At 39.3% G+C, this 20,009-nt stretch carries 10 protein-coding genes and 1 CRISPR repeat array; of the genes, 2 read left to right on the forward strand and 8 right to left on the reverse strand.

Going from position 1 to position 20,009, the window contains the following annotated elements:
* Positions 1-325: 325 nt before the first annotated feature.
* The 3 genes from LZZ98_RS14150 to LZZ98_RS14160 are packed head-to-tail and all read right to left on the reverse strand — an operon-like array spanning position 326 to position 3,227.
* Positions 326-1,243, reverse strand: coding sequence for a hypothetical protein (locus LZZ98_RS14150; protein WP_237788403.1), 918 nt, complete (start codon positions 1,241-1,243; stop codon positions 326-328).
* Between the two features lie 41 nt (positions 1,244-1,284).
* On the reverse strand, positions 1,285-2,418 hold the full coding sequence (locus tag LZZ98_RS14155; protein ID WP_237788404.1) for a toxic anion resistance protein: 1,134 nt from the start codon (positions 2,416-2,418) through the stop codon (positions 1,285-1,287).
* A 20-nt stretch (positions 2,419-2,438) separates the two neighbouring features.
* Positions 2,439-3,227 (reverse strand): tellurium resistance protein, encoded by a 789-nt coding sequence (locus LZZ98_RS14160; protein ID WP_237788405.1) that lies wholly within the window; start codon positions 3,225-3,227, stop codon positions 2,439-2,441.
* Positions 3,228-3,579: 352 nt separating this feature from the next.
* Between LZZ98_RS14160 and LZZ98_RS14165 the strand changes: the two genes are divergently transcribed.
* Positions 3,580-4,830 carry a YncE family protein gene (locus tag LZZ98_RS14165; protein ID WP_237788406.1) on the forward strand — a complete coding sequence of 417 codons (1,251 nt, stop codon included), beginning with the start codon at positions 3,580-3,582 and terminating at the stop codon, positions 4,828-4,830.
* 83 nt (positions 4,831-4,913) lie between these two features.
* Entirely contained in the window at positions 4,914-5,384 is a 471-nt protein-coding gene (locus LZZ98_RS14170) for a hypothetical protein (protein WP_237788407.1), read from the forward strand.
* Between the two features lie 564 nt (positions 5,385-5,948).
* On the opposite strand, the gene LZZ98_RS14175 is transcribed toward LZZ98_RS14170, so the two are convergent.
* The 5 genes from LZZ98_RS14175 to csy1 form a co-directional block, all read right to left on the reverse strand.
* Positions 5,949-6,407, reverse strand: a complete 459-nt coding sequence (locus LZZ98_RS14175) for a DUF2147 domain-containing protein (protein ID WP_086176375.1) — start codon at positions 6,405-6,407, stop codon at positions 5,949-5,951.
* Between the two features lie 237 nt (positions 6,408-6,644).
* Positions 6,645-16,102: direct repeats of the CRISPR family, unit length 28 nt; unit sequence TTTCTAAGCTGCCTATATGGCAGTGAAC.
* 131 nt (positions 16,103-16,233) lie between these two features.
* On the reverse strand, positions 16,234-16,833 hold the full coding sequence (cas6f, locus tag LZZ98_RS14180; RefSeq protein ID WP_237788408.1) for a type I-F CRISPR-associated endoribonuclease Cas6/Csy4: 600 nt from the start codon (positions 16,831-16,833) through the stop codon (positions 16,234-16,236).
* Between the two features lie 2 nt (positions 16,834-16,835).
* Positions 16,836-17,849: a type I-F CRISPR-associated protein Csy3 gene (gene csy3 / locus LZZ98_RS14185; RefSeq protein ID WP_237788409.1), complete on the reverse strand. Its 1,014-nt coding sequence runs from the start codon at positions 17,847-17,849 to the stop codon at positions 16,836-16,838.
* A gap of 26 nt (positions 17,850-17,875) precedes the next feature.
* Positions 17,876-18,757: a type I-F CRISPR-associated protein Csy2 gene (gene csy2, locus LZZ98_RS14190; RefSeq protein ID WP_237788410.1), complete on the reverse strand. Its 882-nt coding sequence runs from the start codon at positions 18,755-18,757 to the stop codon at positions 17,876-17,878.
* Positions 18,757-20,007, reverse strand: coding sequence for a type I-F CRISPR-associated protein Csy1 (csy1, locus tag LZZ98_RS14195; RefSeq protein WP_237788411.1), 1,251 nt, complete (start codon positions 20,005-20,007; stop codon positions 18,757-18,759). The genes csy2 and csy1 overlap by 1 nt, the downstream gene beginning before the upstream one ends.
* Positions 20,008-20,009 lie beyond the last annotated feature (2 nt).

Genomic DNA, 20,009 nt, shown 5'->3' on the forward strand with positions numbered 1-20,009 from the left:
CGACCAGTTCAATCGGGCTTTCCAGACGTTGCAGTAAGGTTTTAAGTTGGGCTGAAGTATTTTGATCTAACATGGCTAACGTCTCCAAAGGAGTAAATATTTATTTGATGAGAGAATAATAATAAAATCTAAAATATAGGTAAAACAGTTTGTTTTTATAATTATAATCGAAATATCAGATTAATAAGGAATTTGTTTAACCTTAAGTAATTGATTACCCTTGCAATTTCATTAAATTCACTTCAACGATTCAACAAGATCACAAAACAGTAAAAAAGCCCTATACGGGGCTTTTGAATTTTATCTTGATAAAATTTCATTTTTATCAATGGATACGCTGTTCCACCCTGATTATTCTTGCTTTTAAGTGCTGCGCCAAGAAAAATAAAACCAAGCTTAAAATTGTAAATAGAACCGAAATTACAATGATAAAAAATTTCGCCACCACACTCATTTGTTCAGCTTGTTGCACCTGCTTGGACACACTTTCAGCCATCGGGGTCAAAGTTTTGCTATATAACTGATGCTGCATGGTCCATAACTGTTCGGGTTTAAAGCCATATTCAATAAAATTTGGATCTGTTTTTTCCGCTTTGACCAACGCCAAGACTTGAGGAATAGCGCTATCTTTATCGACAGGTTTATGTAGCAGTGCCGTTTGTGCCAGCAAATAGGCTTTTACTGATGCATCTACATCAGATTGCTGTAAATACTGGGCCAATTCACTCTGCTGAATATTTTTATCATATTGAATAGCTTTGGCATAAACATCACGGTCATCATTATTTAAATCATATTGCAGATAAGTCAGGCCTGACCACAGCACAACAAAAGCAATGATCCAGCCGACAAACTTCAAAATAAAAGATTGAAAGCGAATATAAAAGAAACGGATTTTTTTCAAAAAATGAATGACAAAAAATGCCCCGACAAAAGACACGAACAGCTTCAGAATCAGCCAGCCAAACCACGACAACAGATTGTTAAAATAATCCGTATGCTGACCCAGTTCGGCCAGATTTGCATCTACACTCATGGGCATATGTAATTGCTTTAACTCAGTGCTAATCCCAAAAAAACTATAGACAAAATCATGCTGTAAAAATAGCGCCACCACAGATGCCAGAAAAATGGTGCTGCTGGTCATCGCCAATAACATCACATTGCGTTGGCGTTTCTTCAGCACCACCACACCCGATTCAATCTGTTGCGGATTTACAGCATATTCATCTAAGCGGGGCAAACGGTTTCTCCTGAAGTCAGACAATGAACTTAAGTATAGGGTTAAGATGGATTGACCTCACTGCGACTGGATTCAATCACCAGATGATTCAGATTTTCCTGCAAGGCACGTAAGCGTGTCGTGGCTTCAGCACGTTTCTGCATACCCTCTTTTTGCACCTGAATCACATCATTTACTGTTTTAATGAGGGTATTTTGTACATGTTCAAGTGTTTCAATATCAATCACTGAGCGCTGGTTGGCTTTGGCCGTAGCCACCGAATTTTGATGCAGCAGGTCGGCATTACGGCGTAACAGATCATTGGTCGCGTCATCAATGCTATTGGCCAGCTGTACACTGTTTTTCTGCTCATTCAGGGAAATGGCCAGACTGATCTGGTTTTTCCATGCCGGTAAGGTAATGTTTTTAATCGCATAGAACTTATCCACCAGCATCAGGTTATTGGACTGAATAATCCGGATCATCGGTAAGGTTTGCATGGCAGACTGCTGTAAAATCTGTAAATCACTGACCCGTTTTTCCAGATTATTGGCCAGATGATTCAGGTCATAGACCTTTTGCACCGTTGGCTGATCTTGGGTTTGGCTGCTTAAAGCCGCAATTTGCTGCTGAATTTCCTGCTCTTTCAACTTTCCGGCAGCAATATAAATCCCCAATTGCTTATATTCATCCTGCACCCCCTGAAACATTTTATCCAAAGTGTCGACACGGGTTTTTAACCCCGATTGGGAAGTTTCAATTTCCTTGACCAATACATCAATCTGTTCTTTGGTGCTATTAAAATGCTGATTGAAACTTTGCTTGGCCCCTTTCATTTTACTGATCAAGCCCCCGAAGAAACCACTGCTCTTTTTCTTGTTTAAAATACTGCTGCTATTTAACTGCTGGGCAACCTGCACCACCTGATTCAATTTTTGTCCGGTGCTATCCAGTTCTTTATTTTGTACAAGGTTCAGCAGCTCATCGGTATAACCCGAAGTTTTTGTCGCAATATTTTTCCCATATTCAGCCACTGCGTTATGGCTCATTTCAGCCAGTTCCTGATGTGCATTCATCACTTCATTAAAGTCAGAATCCTGCAAGCCAATTTCTTTTAAATTCAGTAGCTGAAATTTTTGCTGAACCACGTCTGGAGTAATTTCAGCGGGTAAATCTTGAGGTTTAAAATCAGTCATGCTTCACCTGAATATGATCATTAATGTATAGGTTTCTCTAACGATTTTCTTAAAGTTTTAATCAAAGTCTCCCGGCTATGATCCAGCTTTTCCAATTCAATGCCCGAACCGCTTTGATTGCTTTGTTTAACATGATATTGCCAAGCCGGAATCAGTACTTGCTGTGCTTCTTTAAACCGGTCCAGCAAAGCAAAAGAAAGTTGCTGAGATAATTGCATCTGTGTAATTGCAATATCATTACTGGCCTGCAAGGTTTGTAATGAATTGATCTTTTTCGATAATCTTTCTGAAAAATTATCCAGAGGATGCTGATTCTTGACGAAATTTGGATATTCCAGCAAAAATTCTTGCGCAGCCAGAATGTATTTCGCCATTTGCTCGCGATGCCCAAGCAATTGCTGAAAGCGTGCCTGCGACTTTTGAATCTCAATCTGTAATTTTTGACTTAAATGATTGGCCCGATTGAGTAATTGATCCAGGTTTTTATAATACTCAACTTGCCCCGAACCATATTCCAGATCAACCCCCAACCACTTTTGCCAGGCATTAAACTTACGGCGGGTTAAATATTTTTTTGAATCGGCCAAGGCCTGAATCAGCTGCTCTATAGTGCTACTTAATTGCCGGGTCAGGTGTGGATCTACCCCGTTTAATAAAACCGACTGGGCCTGAATCACAGAATCGGCATAATGATTCAGGCGATATTGATCCTGCAGCAAAGGGATCAAATCATTGCGCTGAATAGAGAGCAGCTCAGCCTGATTTACCTCAATATCGGCCAAAGCAACCAGAACATCTATCTGAGACATAATATTGCAAACTCAACAAAATCATTTTTATAGTACGGCTTCTGTACAAAATATCATGTAGCGTTTTGCAATTTTCGACATTTAAATCAAAGATGTAACAAAAAAATAAAAATATGGATTCGACATTCTGTCGGAAAAATAATCCATCCTACTCTACCAATTAATTGATTATTCAATGTTTATAAAATAACAACTTCATTGATGGTCAATTCTGGCACGTATTTTATCGGATTATTCATGATTTGACTGGTGAATTCTTTAATCTATGGCTCAGCTAATACAGGAGTATTAGACAGTAATGAAAATTCAAATAAAAAATCGATTTCATGGATCTGAATCGGAGAAAAATGATATGAAAAACAAAAATATTTTCCTCAAATGGAGCGTAAATGCGTTATTTGCATCAATCGCATTCACCTCCCTGCATAGCAACGCTGCAACATCGGTAATGCCTGTCCCGGCGAATAGTCAGCAAGTATTTTTTGTTGGCAACAACTGGGATGGAACGGTAACAGTCATTCGTCCATCGGGTAATTTTGGTAAGATCGGTGTTATTAATATGATTTCTGATCGTAAAGAGCGCTTGCTGGAAATCCACCTCAATCCCGTTAAACTGATTGCCTATACTTATATTCAGACCAGCGCTGGCGAAGGTCATGATCAGCTTGTAGATGATATGTACTCTACGCCAGATGGTCAGTCGATAGTTGCATCTCGTCCAAGTTTTGCCGATGTCATTTCTATTAATATTGCGACTGGCAAGATCAACTGGCGTACTCCTGTAGAAGGCTTCCGTGCCGACCATATGGCAGTTTCTCCAGATGGTCAACGCTTAGCCGTATCGGCTTCTTCGGGCAATGTGGTTCAGGTGCTGGATATCAATACCGGTAAAGAACTTGGACGCTTTGCAACAGGCGACAAACCGCATGAGAATATTTTCTTTAACGGTGGCACAAAGATTCTAAACTCAGCCATTGGTAATGTGGAAACATCTATGGATGCTGCATGGCAAGATTTTACCAAGGGTAAACGGTTGCTCACTATTGCTGATGCCAACACATATAAAGTAATCAAAACGATTGATTTCCGTCCTGCCCTGGATGCGGTAGGTCGTAAAGATTTATCCAATGCTGTGCGTCCAGTCGTGTTTAGTAAGGATGAATCTAAAATTTATGCGCAAGTTTCATTTTTTAATGGCTTGATCGAGTATGACCTGAATCAGGATAAAATCACTCGCATTGGCCAATTACCGGGCAGCTCTACCATTCCCTCTGACCGGGCAAAATATGTAAATGACTCCCGTCATCATGGATTATCCATCAGTGCTGATGGTGAGAAATTATGTGTGGCAGGCACTATGGATGACTATACAACCATTGTCGACCGTTCAACATTGAAAGCTGGCAAGCTGATAGCTGCAGGCAAACCCTACTGGGCGACACAAAGTTCGGATGGAAAAAGTTGTGTGATTTCAGAGAGCGCCAATGATGTGGTTACCGTCATTGATTTTGCAACGGGTGAAAAAGTAATGAGTGTTCCTGTAGGAAATCATCCTCAACGTGTGCGGATCGGTTATGCACCTGCGGGCTGGTCAACACCTTAACTGTTTATTTGTTATAAATCGTACAGACCTGATCTTAAGATTGGGTCTGCTTTTAATTTAAATGCAAGAGCAGGATTTCTGGCATGAATCGCAGCATACGACTTGGTCTTATTATCGGCTTTATTGTGACCTTGTTACTCATCATTGTGGTTTATCTATTTAAACCGCTCTCCCCAACTCTACCAAATACAGCAAAACCGAAAGAAAAACCAATTCCAACTGAAACTACTTTAGAAAAAAAAGCAGTCCTTAGCGCACCAGCTCAAGCCAATCCTGTGGCGGTATCCAATCAGGCAGAATTAATTCAACAACGTGACCGACTGTATCAAAATTTCGCAGCAATTAGCGACGCTTTGAGTCATGGACAGCAACCCGATTTACGTCAGGTGAGCCAAATGTTAGAACAGCAAAAACAGCTGGTCAAAACAGGTACGGTTGCTGCGAATGAAGCCATTTCATATTGCCAGTTCTTAAAGCAGATTTTACCTGTAATGGAACATCAGATTGATCAAAATATTATAGAGTTAGAACAGCTTAAGCACAGTTCGATATAAAAATGAAGGAAGTTTTCTGAAGGGTTTTAAATGTAATCTTGAGCTATGCCTGGCAATGAACTGTTAAGACGTAAGCTCCAAAATCGTACCTCTTTTAAGCTGCCTATATGGCAGTGAACATCTGGACATAGCTTTGGACTACTATAAGAAAAAAGACAATATTCAATGCTGAAATATTCGCATGTGATTTGCAGGAGACCAACATAGAAAGAGCTGTTATTGCAGTAATTCTCATTATTATCGTGATATTGCTGATCACTTTTTATTTCAAGAAAAAATAATCCACATGGTTATTTATAAAGCAAACCTAAACAATAATGTCATCTTATGGGTCTATCTTCACACCCTAATACTACGGATAGTATTCAATCGCACAGACCCACTTCGGTGGGTTTCTTATTTTTGAAATATTAGCTGATTAATATTTACTCAAGGTTTCATACGAAGACGAGACTTGTAATAACTAAGTAGCACTAATTCCCAAAACCCATCCCTGTGATGGGTTTCTTTTGCTTATTCTTACTTATAATTTATTTACCAAAAAATAATCACTTGAGAACTATATTAGAGCTTCTTCCAAGTCATGATACTAGTTACATTGGCACTTTTGGCTTTACCATAGACTTTCATTTGGTCTCCAGCAGCGTTTAAACTGGCATCAATATCATATACACGCCCATCCTGCGTATTAATCCAAAGACCCTTGTTAAATTGTTTATTGGTAGCATCAGCAACAAGACCTTTAAGAGCTTCCATTCCAAAAATTGGCTGATTCTTCAGTTCACCTTGGCATTTACTACATACTTCAGAACTTGCAACACCAGGTAAAGATCGGTTTTTAGTAATGACAGCACTATACTGTTGTGTTTTAGAATTCTTACGAATCACGATGTCTGAAACATAATAACCAGTACGATCATCAATAACTTTCCAAGTGCCGATTAACGGGTCAAATGGCATAGCAGCTAATGGATTGATTAGCCCAAAAAATAATGCAGTAGCACCAAAAAACTTACGGTTCATAAAAAGTATTTACAATTCAAAGAAGTAAATAAGCACAGCTGTGCTCAAAATTGGCGAGAGTATAACAATTATTTTTCTATTAAGACATTAATTTCATTAAAATTAAATATATATTTGATAGCTATTTCAAAAATTAATCAAAGATATCATCATTTTTACAACGTTCAATTACTATTAAGCTAGGATTAAAGAAAACCATGACATGTAATAACGAAGTAACACTACCCAGCCCTATGATTTCTAAGCTGCCTATATGGCAGTGAACTTTTCGGGAGTTAAGTCCACACTAGAGAACGTTTTCTAAGCTGCCTATATGGCAGTGAACTTGCTGCTAATAAATTGGCGCAAGACTTGGGTTTTCTAAGCTGCCTATATGGCAGTGAACAAGACCTGATGCAATACCAACTAACGCTAAAGTTTCTAAGCTGCCTATATGGCAGTGAACCACAGACAAAAAAAGCCCGACTGGACTGGAAATTTCTAAGCTGCCTATATGGCAGTGAACGTGGCAGCATTGCGAAAGTTCTAGCATTGTTTTTTCTAAGCTGCCTATATGGCAGTGAACATGCTTCCGTTGCCTTAACTTTGGCAAATAGCTTTCTAAGCTGCCTATATGGCAGTGAACAACTACAGACCGCGCGTACTATTAGTATTGCTTTTCTAAGCTGCCTATATGGCAGTGAACTAGTTGATGTATTTGTTAGCTCATTTTCGATATTTCTAAGCTGCCTATATGGCAGTGAACCCAATGAGTGCGCCACTAATGCCGCCGTTAAATTTCTAAGCTGCCTATATGGCAGTGAACTCATTCGTATTGCATTCAAATTAAAACTGGATTTTCTAAGCTGCCTATATGGCAGTGAACAACCAGACTTTATTTATTGGGGGAATTCCAAATTTCTAAGCTGCCTATATGGCAGTGAACATCCGCCTGTTAATGGGTGTGGAGCCGTATAATTTCTAAGCTGCCTATATGGCAGTGAACTACATCACCAATGTTCAGGCCGACGTGCTCACTTTCTAAGCTGCCTATATGGCAGTGAACAAATAGTATCGGCCGGTTCCGGAACAGGTGGATTTCTAAGCTGCCTATATGGCAGTGAACGATCTTTTTCAGCCTGCTCCCAAGCATCACGTTTTCTAAGCTGCCTATATGGCAGTGAACCTTTACCGTCTTTCTCAGTACGGTATACAGATTTTCTAAGCTGCCTATATGGCAGTGAACAATCAGCAATATTTGTATAAATTGTACGGACATTTCTAAGCTGCCTATATGGCAGTGAACAATCATTTATATAAGTCGGTGAATAAAGGAAATTTCTAAGCTGCCTATATGGCAGTGAACCTGCTCATGCTGAAACACCTGATTTTCTTGCATTTCTAAGCTGCCTATATGGCAGTGAACGATGTAACCACTAAAAAAGGCCGTGATGCGATTTTTCTAAGCTGCCTATATGGCAGTGAACTGTTCAAGAAAAGTTAAAAGAGCTTGTTGGCATTTCTAAGCTGCCTATATGGCAGTGAACATAGCAACATAATCATCCGACGCAGGCATTGCTTTCTAAGCTGCCTATATGGCAGTGAACGCCCTCTTTTACAGCGCTGACAGCCTTTTGACTTTCTAAGCTGCCTATATGGCAGTGAACAGAGAAAGAACACGTACCTGTTTTTTGACCTTTTTCTAAGCTGCCTATATGGCAGTGAACTTCTTCAAACCAAGCAACTTTGGATGACAGCAGTTTCTAAGCTGCCTATATGGCAGTGAACATGAAACAGCCGGTGTTGTCCATAAAGGTGAATTTCTAAGCTGCCTATATGGCAGTGAACGACTGAATCTCAGGTTTATGCGCTGAATGAGTTTTCTAAGCTGCCTATATGGCAGTGAACCGTTCTTTACGCCAACGATCCCGATCTTCGTCTTTCTAAGCTGCCTATATGGCAGTGAACACTGATTTCGTATAATGCTATTTATGTTTACTTTTCTAAGCTGCCTATATGGCAGTGAACCTGTTGAAATAAAGCAAAGCAAAACGAAGTAATTTCTAAGCTGCCTATATGGCAGTGAACTTTATATTTGCCCTGCTTTAGATTGCGAAGCATTTTCTAAGCTGCCTATATGGCAGTGAACTGAAATTCTTTAAACAGAATCGCCGAGAGTTATTTCTAAGCTGCCTATATGGCAGTGAACATTGACCAAAATGTGGATGTATTTGGAAACGTTTTTCTAAGCTGCCTATATGGCAGTGAACCAGTCCAACGTGCACCAAAAAATACATTGCTATTTCTAAGCTGCCTATATGGCAGTGAACCTTCAGCAAAAAGCAGTTCAAGTAGCTGTTGATTTCTAAGCTGCCTATATGGCAGTGAACAAGTAGTGAGCTTAAATATTTTTTCAAACTTATTTCTAAGCTGCCTATATGGCAGTGAACATCTAGATTCTATTCTTGTTACTAAAGGGCAATTTCTAAGCTGCCTATATGGCAGTGAACAATTGTTTACGCGTTTGAGCTGTCCACGTTACTTTCTAAGCTGCCTATATGGCAGTGAACTTAGGGGGTGATGAAACTCTTTTATTGCCATTTTTCTAAGCTGCCTATATGGCAGTGAACCTGCGAAATATCGCACAATGCAATACCGCGCTTTTCTAAGCTGCCTATATGGCAGTGAACCACCGGGCTTTACTGTTACATCGACTGACAAATTTCTAAGCTGCCTATATGGCAGTGAACACTCTAACAATTTATTCACAAGTACGACCAGTTTTCTAAGCTGCCTATATGGCAGTGAACCCAGTACCACGCTTTGGGGCGATCTATGAAATTTTCTAAGCTGCCTATATGGCAGTGAACTGCCATTGGCCTATTCAGACTCTGATTTAACTTTTCTAAGCTGCCTATATGGCAGTGAACTTTCACGGTTATCAGCATAATAAACAGAGTCATTTCTAAGCTGCCTATATGGCAGTGAACTATTATAATTGTACATAGTCTTAATTGGACTATTTCTAAGCTGCCTATATGGCAGTGAACGATTATTAATCATAGTCATAATATATCAAATATTTCTAAGCTGCCTATATGGCAGTGAACATACAGGTATGCAAGGTATCTTTAATTTAGCGTTTCTAAGCTGCCTATATGGCAGTGAACAGAAACAGAAGCCGACACAATTTATATTGCAGTTTCTAAGCTGCCTATATGGCAGTGAACAAAGCTGAAGAAGGTGGGGATATCTTTGTGTTTTTTCTAAGCTGCCTATATGGCAGTGAACCGAAAAAGGAAATGTAACTCAGTTGGTAGAGTTTTCTAAGCTGCCTATATGGCAGTGAACTTACGGGTGGATATCAACTTAACCGATACGGTTTTCTAAGCTGCCTATATGGCAGTGAACCCGAATTTTTGATGAGGAGCTTGGCATTTCATTTTCTAAGCTGCCTATATGGCAGTGAACTCACCAATAATCGTAAAGATGTCATACATAACTTTCTAAGCTGCCTATATGGCAGTGAACGGCATCAGCATAAATCCAAGACGTATGAGTAATTTCTAAGCTGCCTATATGGCAGTGAACAAGCTGCAAATCTGCACACGCATGGAAGATGCTTTCTAAGCTGCCTATATGGCAGTGAACAATGCCGGTGGCTTCTGGTCCAATGCTTCCATTTTCTAAGCTGCCTATATGGCAGTGAACCTGCTGCTGGTAATTTTATTTTAAGTCGTTTTTTTCTAAGCTGCCTATATGGCAGTGAACTGAAACCTTGTACAAGAAGTGCAGGATATTCATTTCTAAGCTGCCTATATGGCAGTGAACGTAGGAAGGGCAAATACAAATGCCTTACCATTTTTCTAAGCTGCCTATATGGCAGTGAACAGATTCGCGACCAAAACGGCTTGATTCCAGAATTTCTAAGCTGCCTATATGGCAGTGAACATGTATTTTTCTTAGTGAATTCAGGATCACTAATTTCTAAGCTGCCTATATGGCAATGAACGACTAATGTATAGGTATTAGATTTTTTATCGGTTTCTAAGCTGCCTATATGGCAGTGAACAATGCGTTAGGCACAGCATTATCACCTGTTACTTTCTAAGCTGCCTATATGGCAGTGAACATCAAAAAATTAAATGCGCCCCATTTACACAATTTCTAAGCTGCCTATATGGCAGTGAACCGTTCGGTATGCCTGTGATCGCGATATTCTGTTTTCTAAGCTGCCTATATGGCAGTGAACTGTTCTGCAATAAGACCTACACCTTGTCCTCTTTTCTAAGCTGCCTATATGGCAGTGAACTGATAATGTCAAGCCCTCCAACTTCTCGGATATTTCTAAGCTGCCTATATGGCAGTGAACAGATACAAGTACTGCTATTGTTACAGCACAGATTTCTAAGCTGCCTATATGGCAGTGAACCTTAAATAAATTAAATAGGTAATTAAATGGACTTTCTAAGCTGCCTATATGGCAGTGAACAAAATCATCGTTGATGGTATTCCATTTGATGTTTTCTAAGCTGCCTATATGGCAGTGAACCTTTACTTTTATTTTGCGATAAAAACGTGGTATTTCTAAGCTGCCTATATGGCAGTGAACCGAACTCCAGCAGCCTTATCCAAGAACACATTTTTCTAAGCTGCCTATATGGCAGTGAACAACCAGTAAGAAACTCCAAGTATTGATGCTTCTTTCTAAGCTGCCTATATGGCAGTGAACTTACAGGAAATGCAGCAATCTAATTTTGGTAATTTCTAAGCTGCCTATATGGCAGTGAACTGCAAGGTACGACAATAGTGGTTTTAGTCACTTTTCTAAGCTGCCTATATGGCAGTGAACTCCTGCTATTTACTACATCAAATACCCAGTCATTTCTAAGCTGCCTATATGGCAGTGAACAAACTTTATATAATCCGCAATTTCCTTATGCTTTTCTAAGCTGCCTATATGGCAGTGAACTCCTGCTATTTACTACATCAAATACCCAGTCATTTCTAAGCTGCCTATATGGCAGTGAACTATAACCCAGAACAATCTATCAAGGGTGGACTTTTCTAAGCTGCCTATATGGCAGTGAACATAGCCGGTATTTGATTTTGGGTTTAACCCGTTTTCTAAGCTGCCTATATGGCAGTGAACCCTATAAAATTAAATACTATATAAGTGAGCAATTTCTAAGCTGCCTATATGGCAGTGAACAACAGGGACAGGAAAAACTTGCGCTGCTGTATTTTCTAAGCTGCCTATATGGCAGTGAACATCAAAAAATTAAATGTGCCCCATTTACACAATTTCTAAGCTGCCTATATGGCAGTGAACTTAATCCGTTAATATCTGCATAAAGTTTATGGTTTCTAAGCTGCCTATATGGCAGTGAACTGGATACTACTCAAGGCAATGCTCTTGGTCAGTTTCTAAGCTGCCTATATGGCAGTGAACCTGATTTAAAACTTGAATTTCCTGCTTTTTGTTTTCTAAGCTGCCTATATGGCAGTGAACAAGCTGCTGCTGATCAAGCAAATACTGCAACATTTCTAAGCTGCCTATATGGCAGTGAACTTAGATACAGAGAATCCCGCAGGGTTCGAACTTTTCTAAGCTGCCTATATGGCAGTGAACTAAAAGTAGTAGTAACAGCACCATTAACAATATTTCTAAGCTGCCTATATGGCAGTGAACCCTGGGATGATGCCAATCGAACAGATCCAAGCTTTCTAAGCTGCCTATATGGCAGTGAACCCTGAACAATGTAAAGATCTTTACGATCCGAATTTCTAAGCTGCCTATATGGCAGTGAACTAATCGGTAAAATATAACCATTTTGTCCAACATTTCTAAGCTGCCTATATGGCAGTGAACTTGGAGGGGAACGGATTAAAAGAGTGGCAATGTTTCTAAGCTGCCTATATGGCAGTGAACCTTTCACTGCTTCAATTATGCCTGTTCCAGATTTTCTAAGCTGCCTATATGGCAGTGAACATTGTTACTCCAACTGCTACAGGTGTTGCAAATTTCTAAGCTGCCTATATGGCAGTGAACGTGTTGCAAAGGTTCTTGCTCGTGGTGCCGCTTTTCTAAGCTGCCTATATGGCAGTGAACAATGAAATTATTTGTCTAGTGTTAGCTGTTAATTTCTAAGCTGCCTATATGGCAGTGAACATGCCAATCTATACGCAAGGTCCTTTTGATGTTTTCTAAGCTGCCTATATGGCAGTGAACTTGATCCTGTGACCGAAGCTTTTAAACGTCTCTTTCTAAGCTGCCTATATGGCAGTGAACTTCAATGATGTATCTGAGTTAGACCGCACCATTTTCTAAGCTGCCTATATGGCAGTGAACAAACTTTATATAATCCGCAATTTCCTTATGCATTTCTAAGCTGCCTATATGGCAGTGAACCCCGCTGTAAATAATTCCCCGCAGCTTCTATATTTCTAAGCTGCCTATATGGCAGTGAACTATCACTCATTTGAGCTGCGACGCCCCAAACTTTTCTAAGCTGCCTATATGGCAGTGAACCGTGGTGGTCGATCACCTGGTAATTTAAAACTTTTCTAAGCTGCCTATATGGCAGTGAACATAATGACCCAGAAGATCCTAAGCTAATCAATTTTCTAAGCTGCCTATATGGCAGTGAACATGCAATCGTATCTTCAATAGATGAGCCAACCTTTCTAAGCTGCCTATATGGCAGTGAACCCCAAGTACCAGCAGATTTTTTCTGGCTGTAATTTCTAAGCTGCCTATATGGCAGTGAACTGATCTGCCATTGCGGAATATCAGGACGTGGTTTTCTAAGCTGCCTATATGGCAGTGAACATGTCCCTAGAACTTTCGCGGCTGGTGTGGGTTTTCTAAGCTGCCTATATGGCAGTGAACATCCAATGCACGATACCAGTGCTTAGGATATCTTTCTAAGCTGCCTATATGGCAGTGAACACTGATAAAACAGAGGATAATATTCCCCCAGTTTTCTAAGCTGCCTATATGGCAGTGAACTTGTAATGATAACCGCTTATCGCGATACTCAATTTCTAAGCTGCCTATATGGCAGTGAACTAATACTGCTAAATCATATTTTGTGTAATTAATTTCTAAGCTGCCTATATGGCAGTGAACTTAATCGTTCTCGGTGTCTGTGCTGCATTGATTTTCTAAGCTGCCTATATGGCAGTGAACGGTCAATCTTTTGTATTAAGTCGTTTTGGTATTTTCTAAGCTGCCTATATGGCAGTGAACCGATATTTTCAGCTGGGGTTTCGGTTTCAATTTTTCTAAGCTGCCTATATGGCAGTGAACAGATAACAGTTTGAGCAGCTTCACAAACAGTATTTCTAAGCTGCCTATATGGCAGTGAACATTACAACGTCTAATCGATCTACTGCCAAAATTTTCTAAGCTGCCTATATGGCAGTGAACTACTCTCACCAGCCGCATTGACATCAACAATCTTTCTAAGCTGCCTATATGGCAGTGAACCATCTACTGTGCCAATTGGCACAACTTATACATTTCTAAGCTGCCTATATGGCAGTGAACCCAATCCACTGCGACAGCTTCTACGTGTCCATTTTCTAAGCTGCCTATATGGCAGTGAACACAGTTGTTAATGCGGGTACTGGTGTTCCTGCTTTTCTAAGCTGCCTATATGGCAGTGAACATTTTTACATCTCTAAATTGTGAACTATCTAATTTCTAAGCTGCCTATATGGCAGTGAACGTATAAACAGAACAGGCTTGAGGGTTTTGTGGTTTCTAAGCTGCCTATATGGCAGTGAACTTGTCTTTGGATCGCATTCTTATTTATGATTTTTTCTAAGCTGCCTATATGGCAGTGAACGTCGGGAAATGTATGACCCTAGTGTTTTACAATTTCTAAGCTGCCTATATGGCAGTGAACGGTCTGTTATGGATCAATTACAACTTCAACAATTTCTAAGCTGCCTATATGGCAGTGAACTCGCATCTTATCCGCTGTACGCGCCCCCAGGATTTCTAAGCTGCCTATATGGCAGTGAACGTTGTAGTGTTGTGATCCATCATAAAACATAATTTCTAAGCTGCCTATATGGCAGTGAACACAGCCATTTGCTGAAGGCGATCTGGACGCATTTTTCTAAGCTGCCTATATGGCAGTGAACGTAAAAAGGCTTATGACACATCTCGCTACTGGTTTCTAAGCTGCCTATATGGCAGTGAACTTAATTCACCAGTAGGAATTACATCACCTTCATTTCTAAGCTGCCTATATGGCAGTGAACTATCAGTTGTTGACTGAATTGCAATAACACCATTTCTAAGCTGCCTATATGGCAGTGAACTTAAAAAACTACGCTCAGTTAATTCACCAGTATTTCTAAGCTGCCTATATGGCAGTGAACTGCTTATGTTTTTGGCGCAATGATTGTTGTGATTTCTAAGCTGCCTATATGGCAGTGAACATATCTTTTTCCTACTATAACAATTTTTCAACGTTTCTAAGCTGCCTATATGGCAGTGAACAAATCACTTCAGTTGGCTATGTTTCAGCAAGATTTCTAAGCTGCCTATATGGCAGTGAACTCATTGAGTGTATGGAAAAAGATTGGGCCAATTTTCTAAGCTGCCTATATGGCAGTGAACTACTTTTCGTTCTACCGGATCGAACGCGTCCATTTCTAAGCTGCCTATATGGCAGTGAACACACACAAAAGAATTATATTTCAAGCAAGGTATTTCTAAGCTGCCTATATGGCAGTGAACTCTTGCCATCAGTTTACCGTTCTGAAAAAGACTTTCTAAGCTGCCTATATGGCAGTGAACTTGAAGCATTGGGAGATGTGCTTGATTCATTGTTTCTAAGCTGCCTATATGGCAGTGAACCATTACTACATGTGTATTTTTTACCACCTGTTTTTCTAAGCTGCCTATATGGCAGTGAACGATTTAAGAAAAATAATTCCGTTGCAATTTCTTTTCTAAGCTGCCTATATGGCAGTGAACCTTTAAAAAAGACTATGTGTCTTCCTGTTAATTTTCTAAGCTGCCTATATGGCAGTGAACCTAAAAGAAAGGGTCTTGCTGTTCACTATATTTTTCTAAGCTGCCTATATGGCAGTGAACGGGTTTACCGTCTCCGTCTGTATCTTTATTAGTTTCTAAGCTGCCTATATGGCAGTGAACTGAATTATTTAGTTGTTGGTAAAAATGGTTCATTTCTAAGCTGCCTATATGGCAGTGAACAAGTTGCAGCACGCGAAGTTGTATTTTGTGTATTTCTAAGCTGCCTATATGGCAGTGAACGTTTTACAGTTACCGACATATCCATGCGTTTATTTCTAAGCTGCCTATATGGCAGTGAACTAGCAGATTCATAGAATTGATACAGGCGTTTATTTCTAAGCTGCCTATATGGCAGTGAACCGAATTGGAAAACAAACAATGGGTTCCATCTTTTTCTAAGCTGCCTATATGGCAGTGAACATCAACAATGTCGAATACAATTAAAATGATGTTTTCTAAGCTGCCTATATGGCAGTGAACTTGCGAAATGGCTTGTAGAGCTTAAGGCATGGTTTTCTAAGCTGCCTATATGGCAGTGAACAATGATTGTGGATTTACGTATTTACGACAACATTTCTAAGCTGCCTATATGGCAGTGAACGAAAACGTGGACGCCCAGCCGGAGGGGCAAGTTTTCTAAGCTGCCTATATGGCAGTGAACAGTAATTTTAAAGCAAAAAATAAAGTTATAACAGTGAGTTAATCTTAAAAATCTATAAAAGACCCAAGTTTTAACCCACGTTTATAACTTATTGATTTTATTAAGCTGTTAAAGAGTTAAAAAATATTGGGTTAAAATTCGGGTACAGAAGATACCGAACTTAATCCATAGGTGCTAAAAACCTGAGTTTCAGATTTTGTCGCAGGTTTCTTTTCAATAAACAATTTAAAACTTTTGTCAGAAGTTAAACTTTTCATTTGGATATAAGGTAAATCAGTTGTAGTCACAACATGACTATACCGTGCCAATGCCTCATCAAAACCAATATCACCACGCTTCACTCGATGACGTGCCAAACGTTGCGCATTAGTTTTTACTTGTTTGCGTTTATAAATTGAATATTCTTTGATTTCGCTAGGTACTTCACGAATCGAGGTAATGTGCAGATAGTCAGTTAAACGATCTAACCATTTCCGAATATTCAACTTTTCTAAATCTGCTTCAGATTGTGCAAAAATCCGAAGTTTATCTCCTAGATGAATTTTAACTTTACGTTCTTCAGTTTTCGGTTCAAAAATATATTTTGGAAATGACACGCCAATATTTACTTTTTCATTGGTATCTTTCTGTTCAGCTAAAGCAAGATGCAACTGAGCATAAAGCTTAGACCATATGAAATAAGGGGAAATTTCAGCCTGATCAATCAAGGTAATTTCCTGATAAAATTTCATAATCAATCCTTAGAACTTTGACCAAATACACCGCCACGAACCAATACAGCCATCACATAGTGTTCTTGTTCTGCATTCTCTAGGCTTTCACCTAAAGCATATTTATCAAATAAGCTAAAAAAGTCTTGTTTAGCCTTAGGTGTACGATATGCCTTACCCAAATTAGTCACTGCACCATATGGCTCAATGGCAATCGCTGTTTGCTTTTCATTAAACTCAGGATACCAAGTATCAATTGTGCGCAGTGCATTACCTACTTTTTGAGAATGCATCGCAGCAACATTATTCACATCATAAAGAATTTTACTCTTCGTGCCCTTGCCTTTATCTAAGACTAATTCTTCACTTGGATACACTTCCTGTGATTTTCCAACCAAAGCATAGGCTTCAATTTTAATCAGCAAATATAGCACCTCACCCTTTAGTGCTTGAGCAATCTGATCTGCCAAGTGCTGGACTTTCGTATCAGCAGTTTCAAAATTATGCAGTGCATAATCGAATGCATTAAAAGTAATCGCTTCTTGACCATTCACTTGAGCAACCACTTCTACTTTTTCAGCACCTACACGGTTACGCCATAAAAAGCGTGCATTGGCAATATTTAAAGCATAACGTTTAGATAATTCTTCAAATCCATGCTGCTCCACATACTGCTTAGCAACAGATTGATAAGATTTCAAAAAGGTTTCATTATTACAAGCAGACGGATTCTCAATGCCACCCAAGACTTTTAAAGTAAAAGCAACTTTTAAGGTATCCTGATTTTCACCTAATGCACATGCATCAACGGTTTGTAAATTCGCTTTTTCAACCTCTGCATTTAACTTTAATGAATCACTTGCAACAGCCGGTTTTAAACGGTTTGAGATTGTTCCGCGTACAGACTTTTCAATCAGTTTTAACGCGGTTTGTTCTGTACGATTATTCCAAGTTGTTCCATAAAAATAACCGTCAGATGGAACCAGTTTCTTTTCAAATGCAAGTACGCTTGCCACTGCTTTTTCATTTTTAGCCATGAGATATTCCCCTTATTTATATCAAATTAAATTGTTGTTAAGTTTTGACAAATATATAAATTACTTTCTAGATCAACATGATATTGCCATAATAGTTGATCAATGTTTTCAATACGGTAAGGCATCACAAACTCGCCTAAAGTCAAGATACTTTCTGCAAATCGATGCGGTGTATGTACATCACGCTGATTTTTAGCTTGGCCCAATTCAGAAATCCCTTGAAAACCAACCGCAATCGGAACAAGCCAGCCTTGCACTTTACGTTTGGATGTCCATGTCACTTTGCCGTCGTCATCTTGAGTCGAACTATGTGTGACTTTGAGATAATCGAGTACACTATCCAAAGCATCTTTGCCTTCTTGCATACTGGCTAAAACTAAATCACGGCGTTCGATCAAGACATGTCCCAACATCAATTTATTTAAAATTGGGCGCAGTTGTTGTTCTTGACTTTCATCATCAAAATCAAGTACAGCACATGTCTTAACAGCAAGTACATCGCCACTGGCAAATTTCATACTCGCCACGATACCTTGTACAAGCTCGAGTAAATAATCTCTTTGCTTTTTAGATAAAGATTCAATTTCAATTAGAAGTGACACATCTAAATGACAGCGTGCTTCTTCAATAAATGCAGGACGGTTGCCATCTTTATCAAGTGGATTGGCTGTCCCGACAATTGAATGTACAAAATCGCCCCGCCCTTTATAGGTTTGCAAATTAAATTCATGACAACTGACGGCCACTTTATTTAGGTTTAAATCACAACCTTGTTGCTTTAATTTACGCTGTAAAGCATGCACTGCACCAAGCCATGCTGTCATTGCAGGAAAGCCGATGGTATATGGACTGCTCATGGCATTGGAATTATGAAGTTTAAGATGTGGAATCAATAAAAAATGGCGCATTAAAAAAACTCCTTCGCTTGCTGCAATGATTTTTCAACACGTTGCTTCACATCATTAACTTCACCTGTTCCTAAGATATAGGCATCGCTAATGACTTTTTCATAACTGCGTAAAATCCAACGTGCAATATCTTCACTTAACTCATTGCGCCATTCACTATCGTTTTCACGCTGTTCGGCATAAATTGGATCGAGCCATACGCGCTGTAACTTTGGTAAACTTGCGTAATAATCTTGCTTTGACCAACCTTCCGGATAAAACTCTCGAATTTTAAAGCCCTGTAATAACACTTGATCAATCACAAATTGAATGATGTTGCGAATTGCAGTTCGAATATCCATATTGTTTAAATCTAACTGGATAAATTTATGCAGTTGTATAAAACTATCCTGATAATTTTTTCGGTATAAACATTGTGCAAAAAAGTCCGTTTTAGGCAATCGTACTGCACGTTTTTCAAAAATAGGTGGACAGCTTGATAATAAATAGGCACGGCCGGCATTTTGGCTATTCAGCACACTGACGTTTTGTGGTTGAGTCCCTCCATAAGCCGTCACTGTTAAATCAAAAATATCTGCATAGCCCTCAGCATCATGCTCATTTCTTTTTCGCTTCTCTTTTGCCTCTTTAGTTGCCTCTGAAAAGCGCAGCTTATCAATGCTTTTCTTGAACTGTGTAATCAAACCCGATGGCGTCAAAATGGATAGTAAATGGTATTCACTATTTTCAATTGGAAAATATACTTGCTTGACCAAATGATCGGTTTTACTCGAAGCATCATCATTTTTAATCACTAAGAAAGATTGTTTTAAACTTGCAAAATCCAATGATGATTTTTCGATCAAGCTTTTTAACACCTGATCATCTTTTTCAAAACCATCTAAAACTGTAAAGTCTGCAGTTAAGTCCAGTGATAAAAATTTGTAGACATCCATTGCAGCCGCATTTCCAAAAACATCTAATAGATATTGCACATTGCCGCTGCGCAAATAGCCATCTTGTTCAAATTTCACCTGCGCAATAACACTCGATGTTTTAGCGCTTGGATGGCTAAATTTACTGGGATGGCTCACCATTGACAGCTGAGCTACCCGTTTTGCAGCATCTGGTAGCCATTCTTGCAAACTAAACTTATCTTCAGCTTGTTGTTGTAAGCCCGCAATTTCTGTGTCATTTTCAGCTTTCTTTAGACGATCTTTTAACCAAAGTTCTTTTCTTTCATTCAAGAATATTTGAATACTTTCTATCATTT

The sequence above is a fragment of the Acinetobacter sp. SM34 genome, from assembly GCF_022012365.1.
Lineage (GTDB): Bacteria > Pseudomonadota > Gammaproteobacteria > Pseudomonadales > Moraxellaceae > Acinetobacter.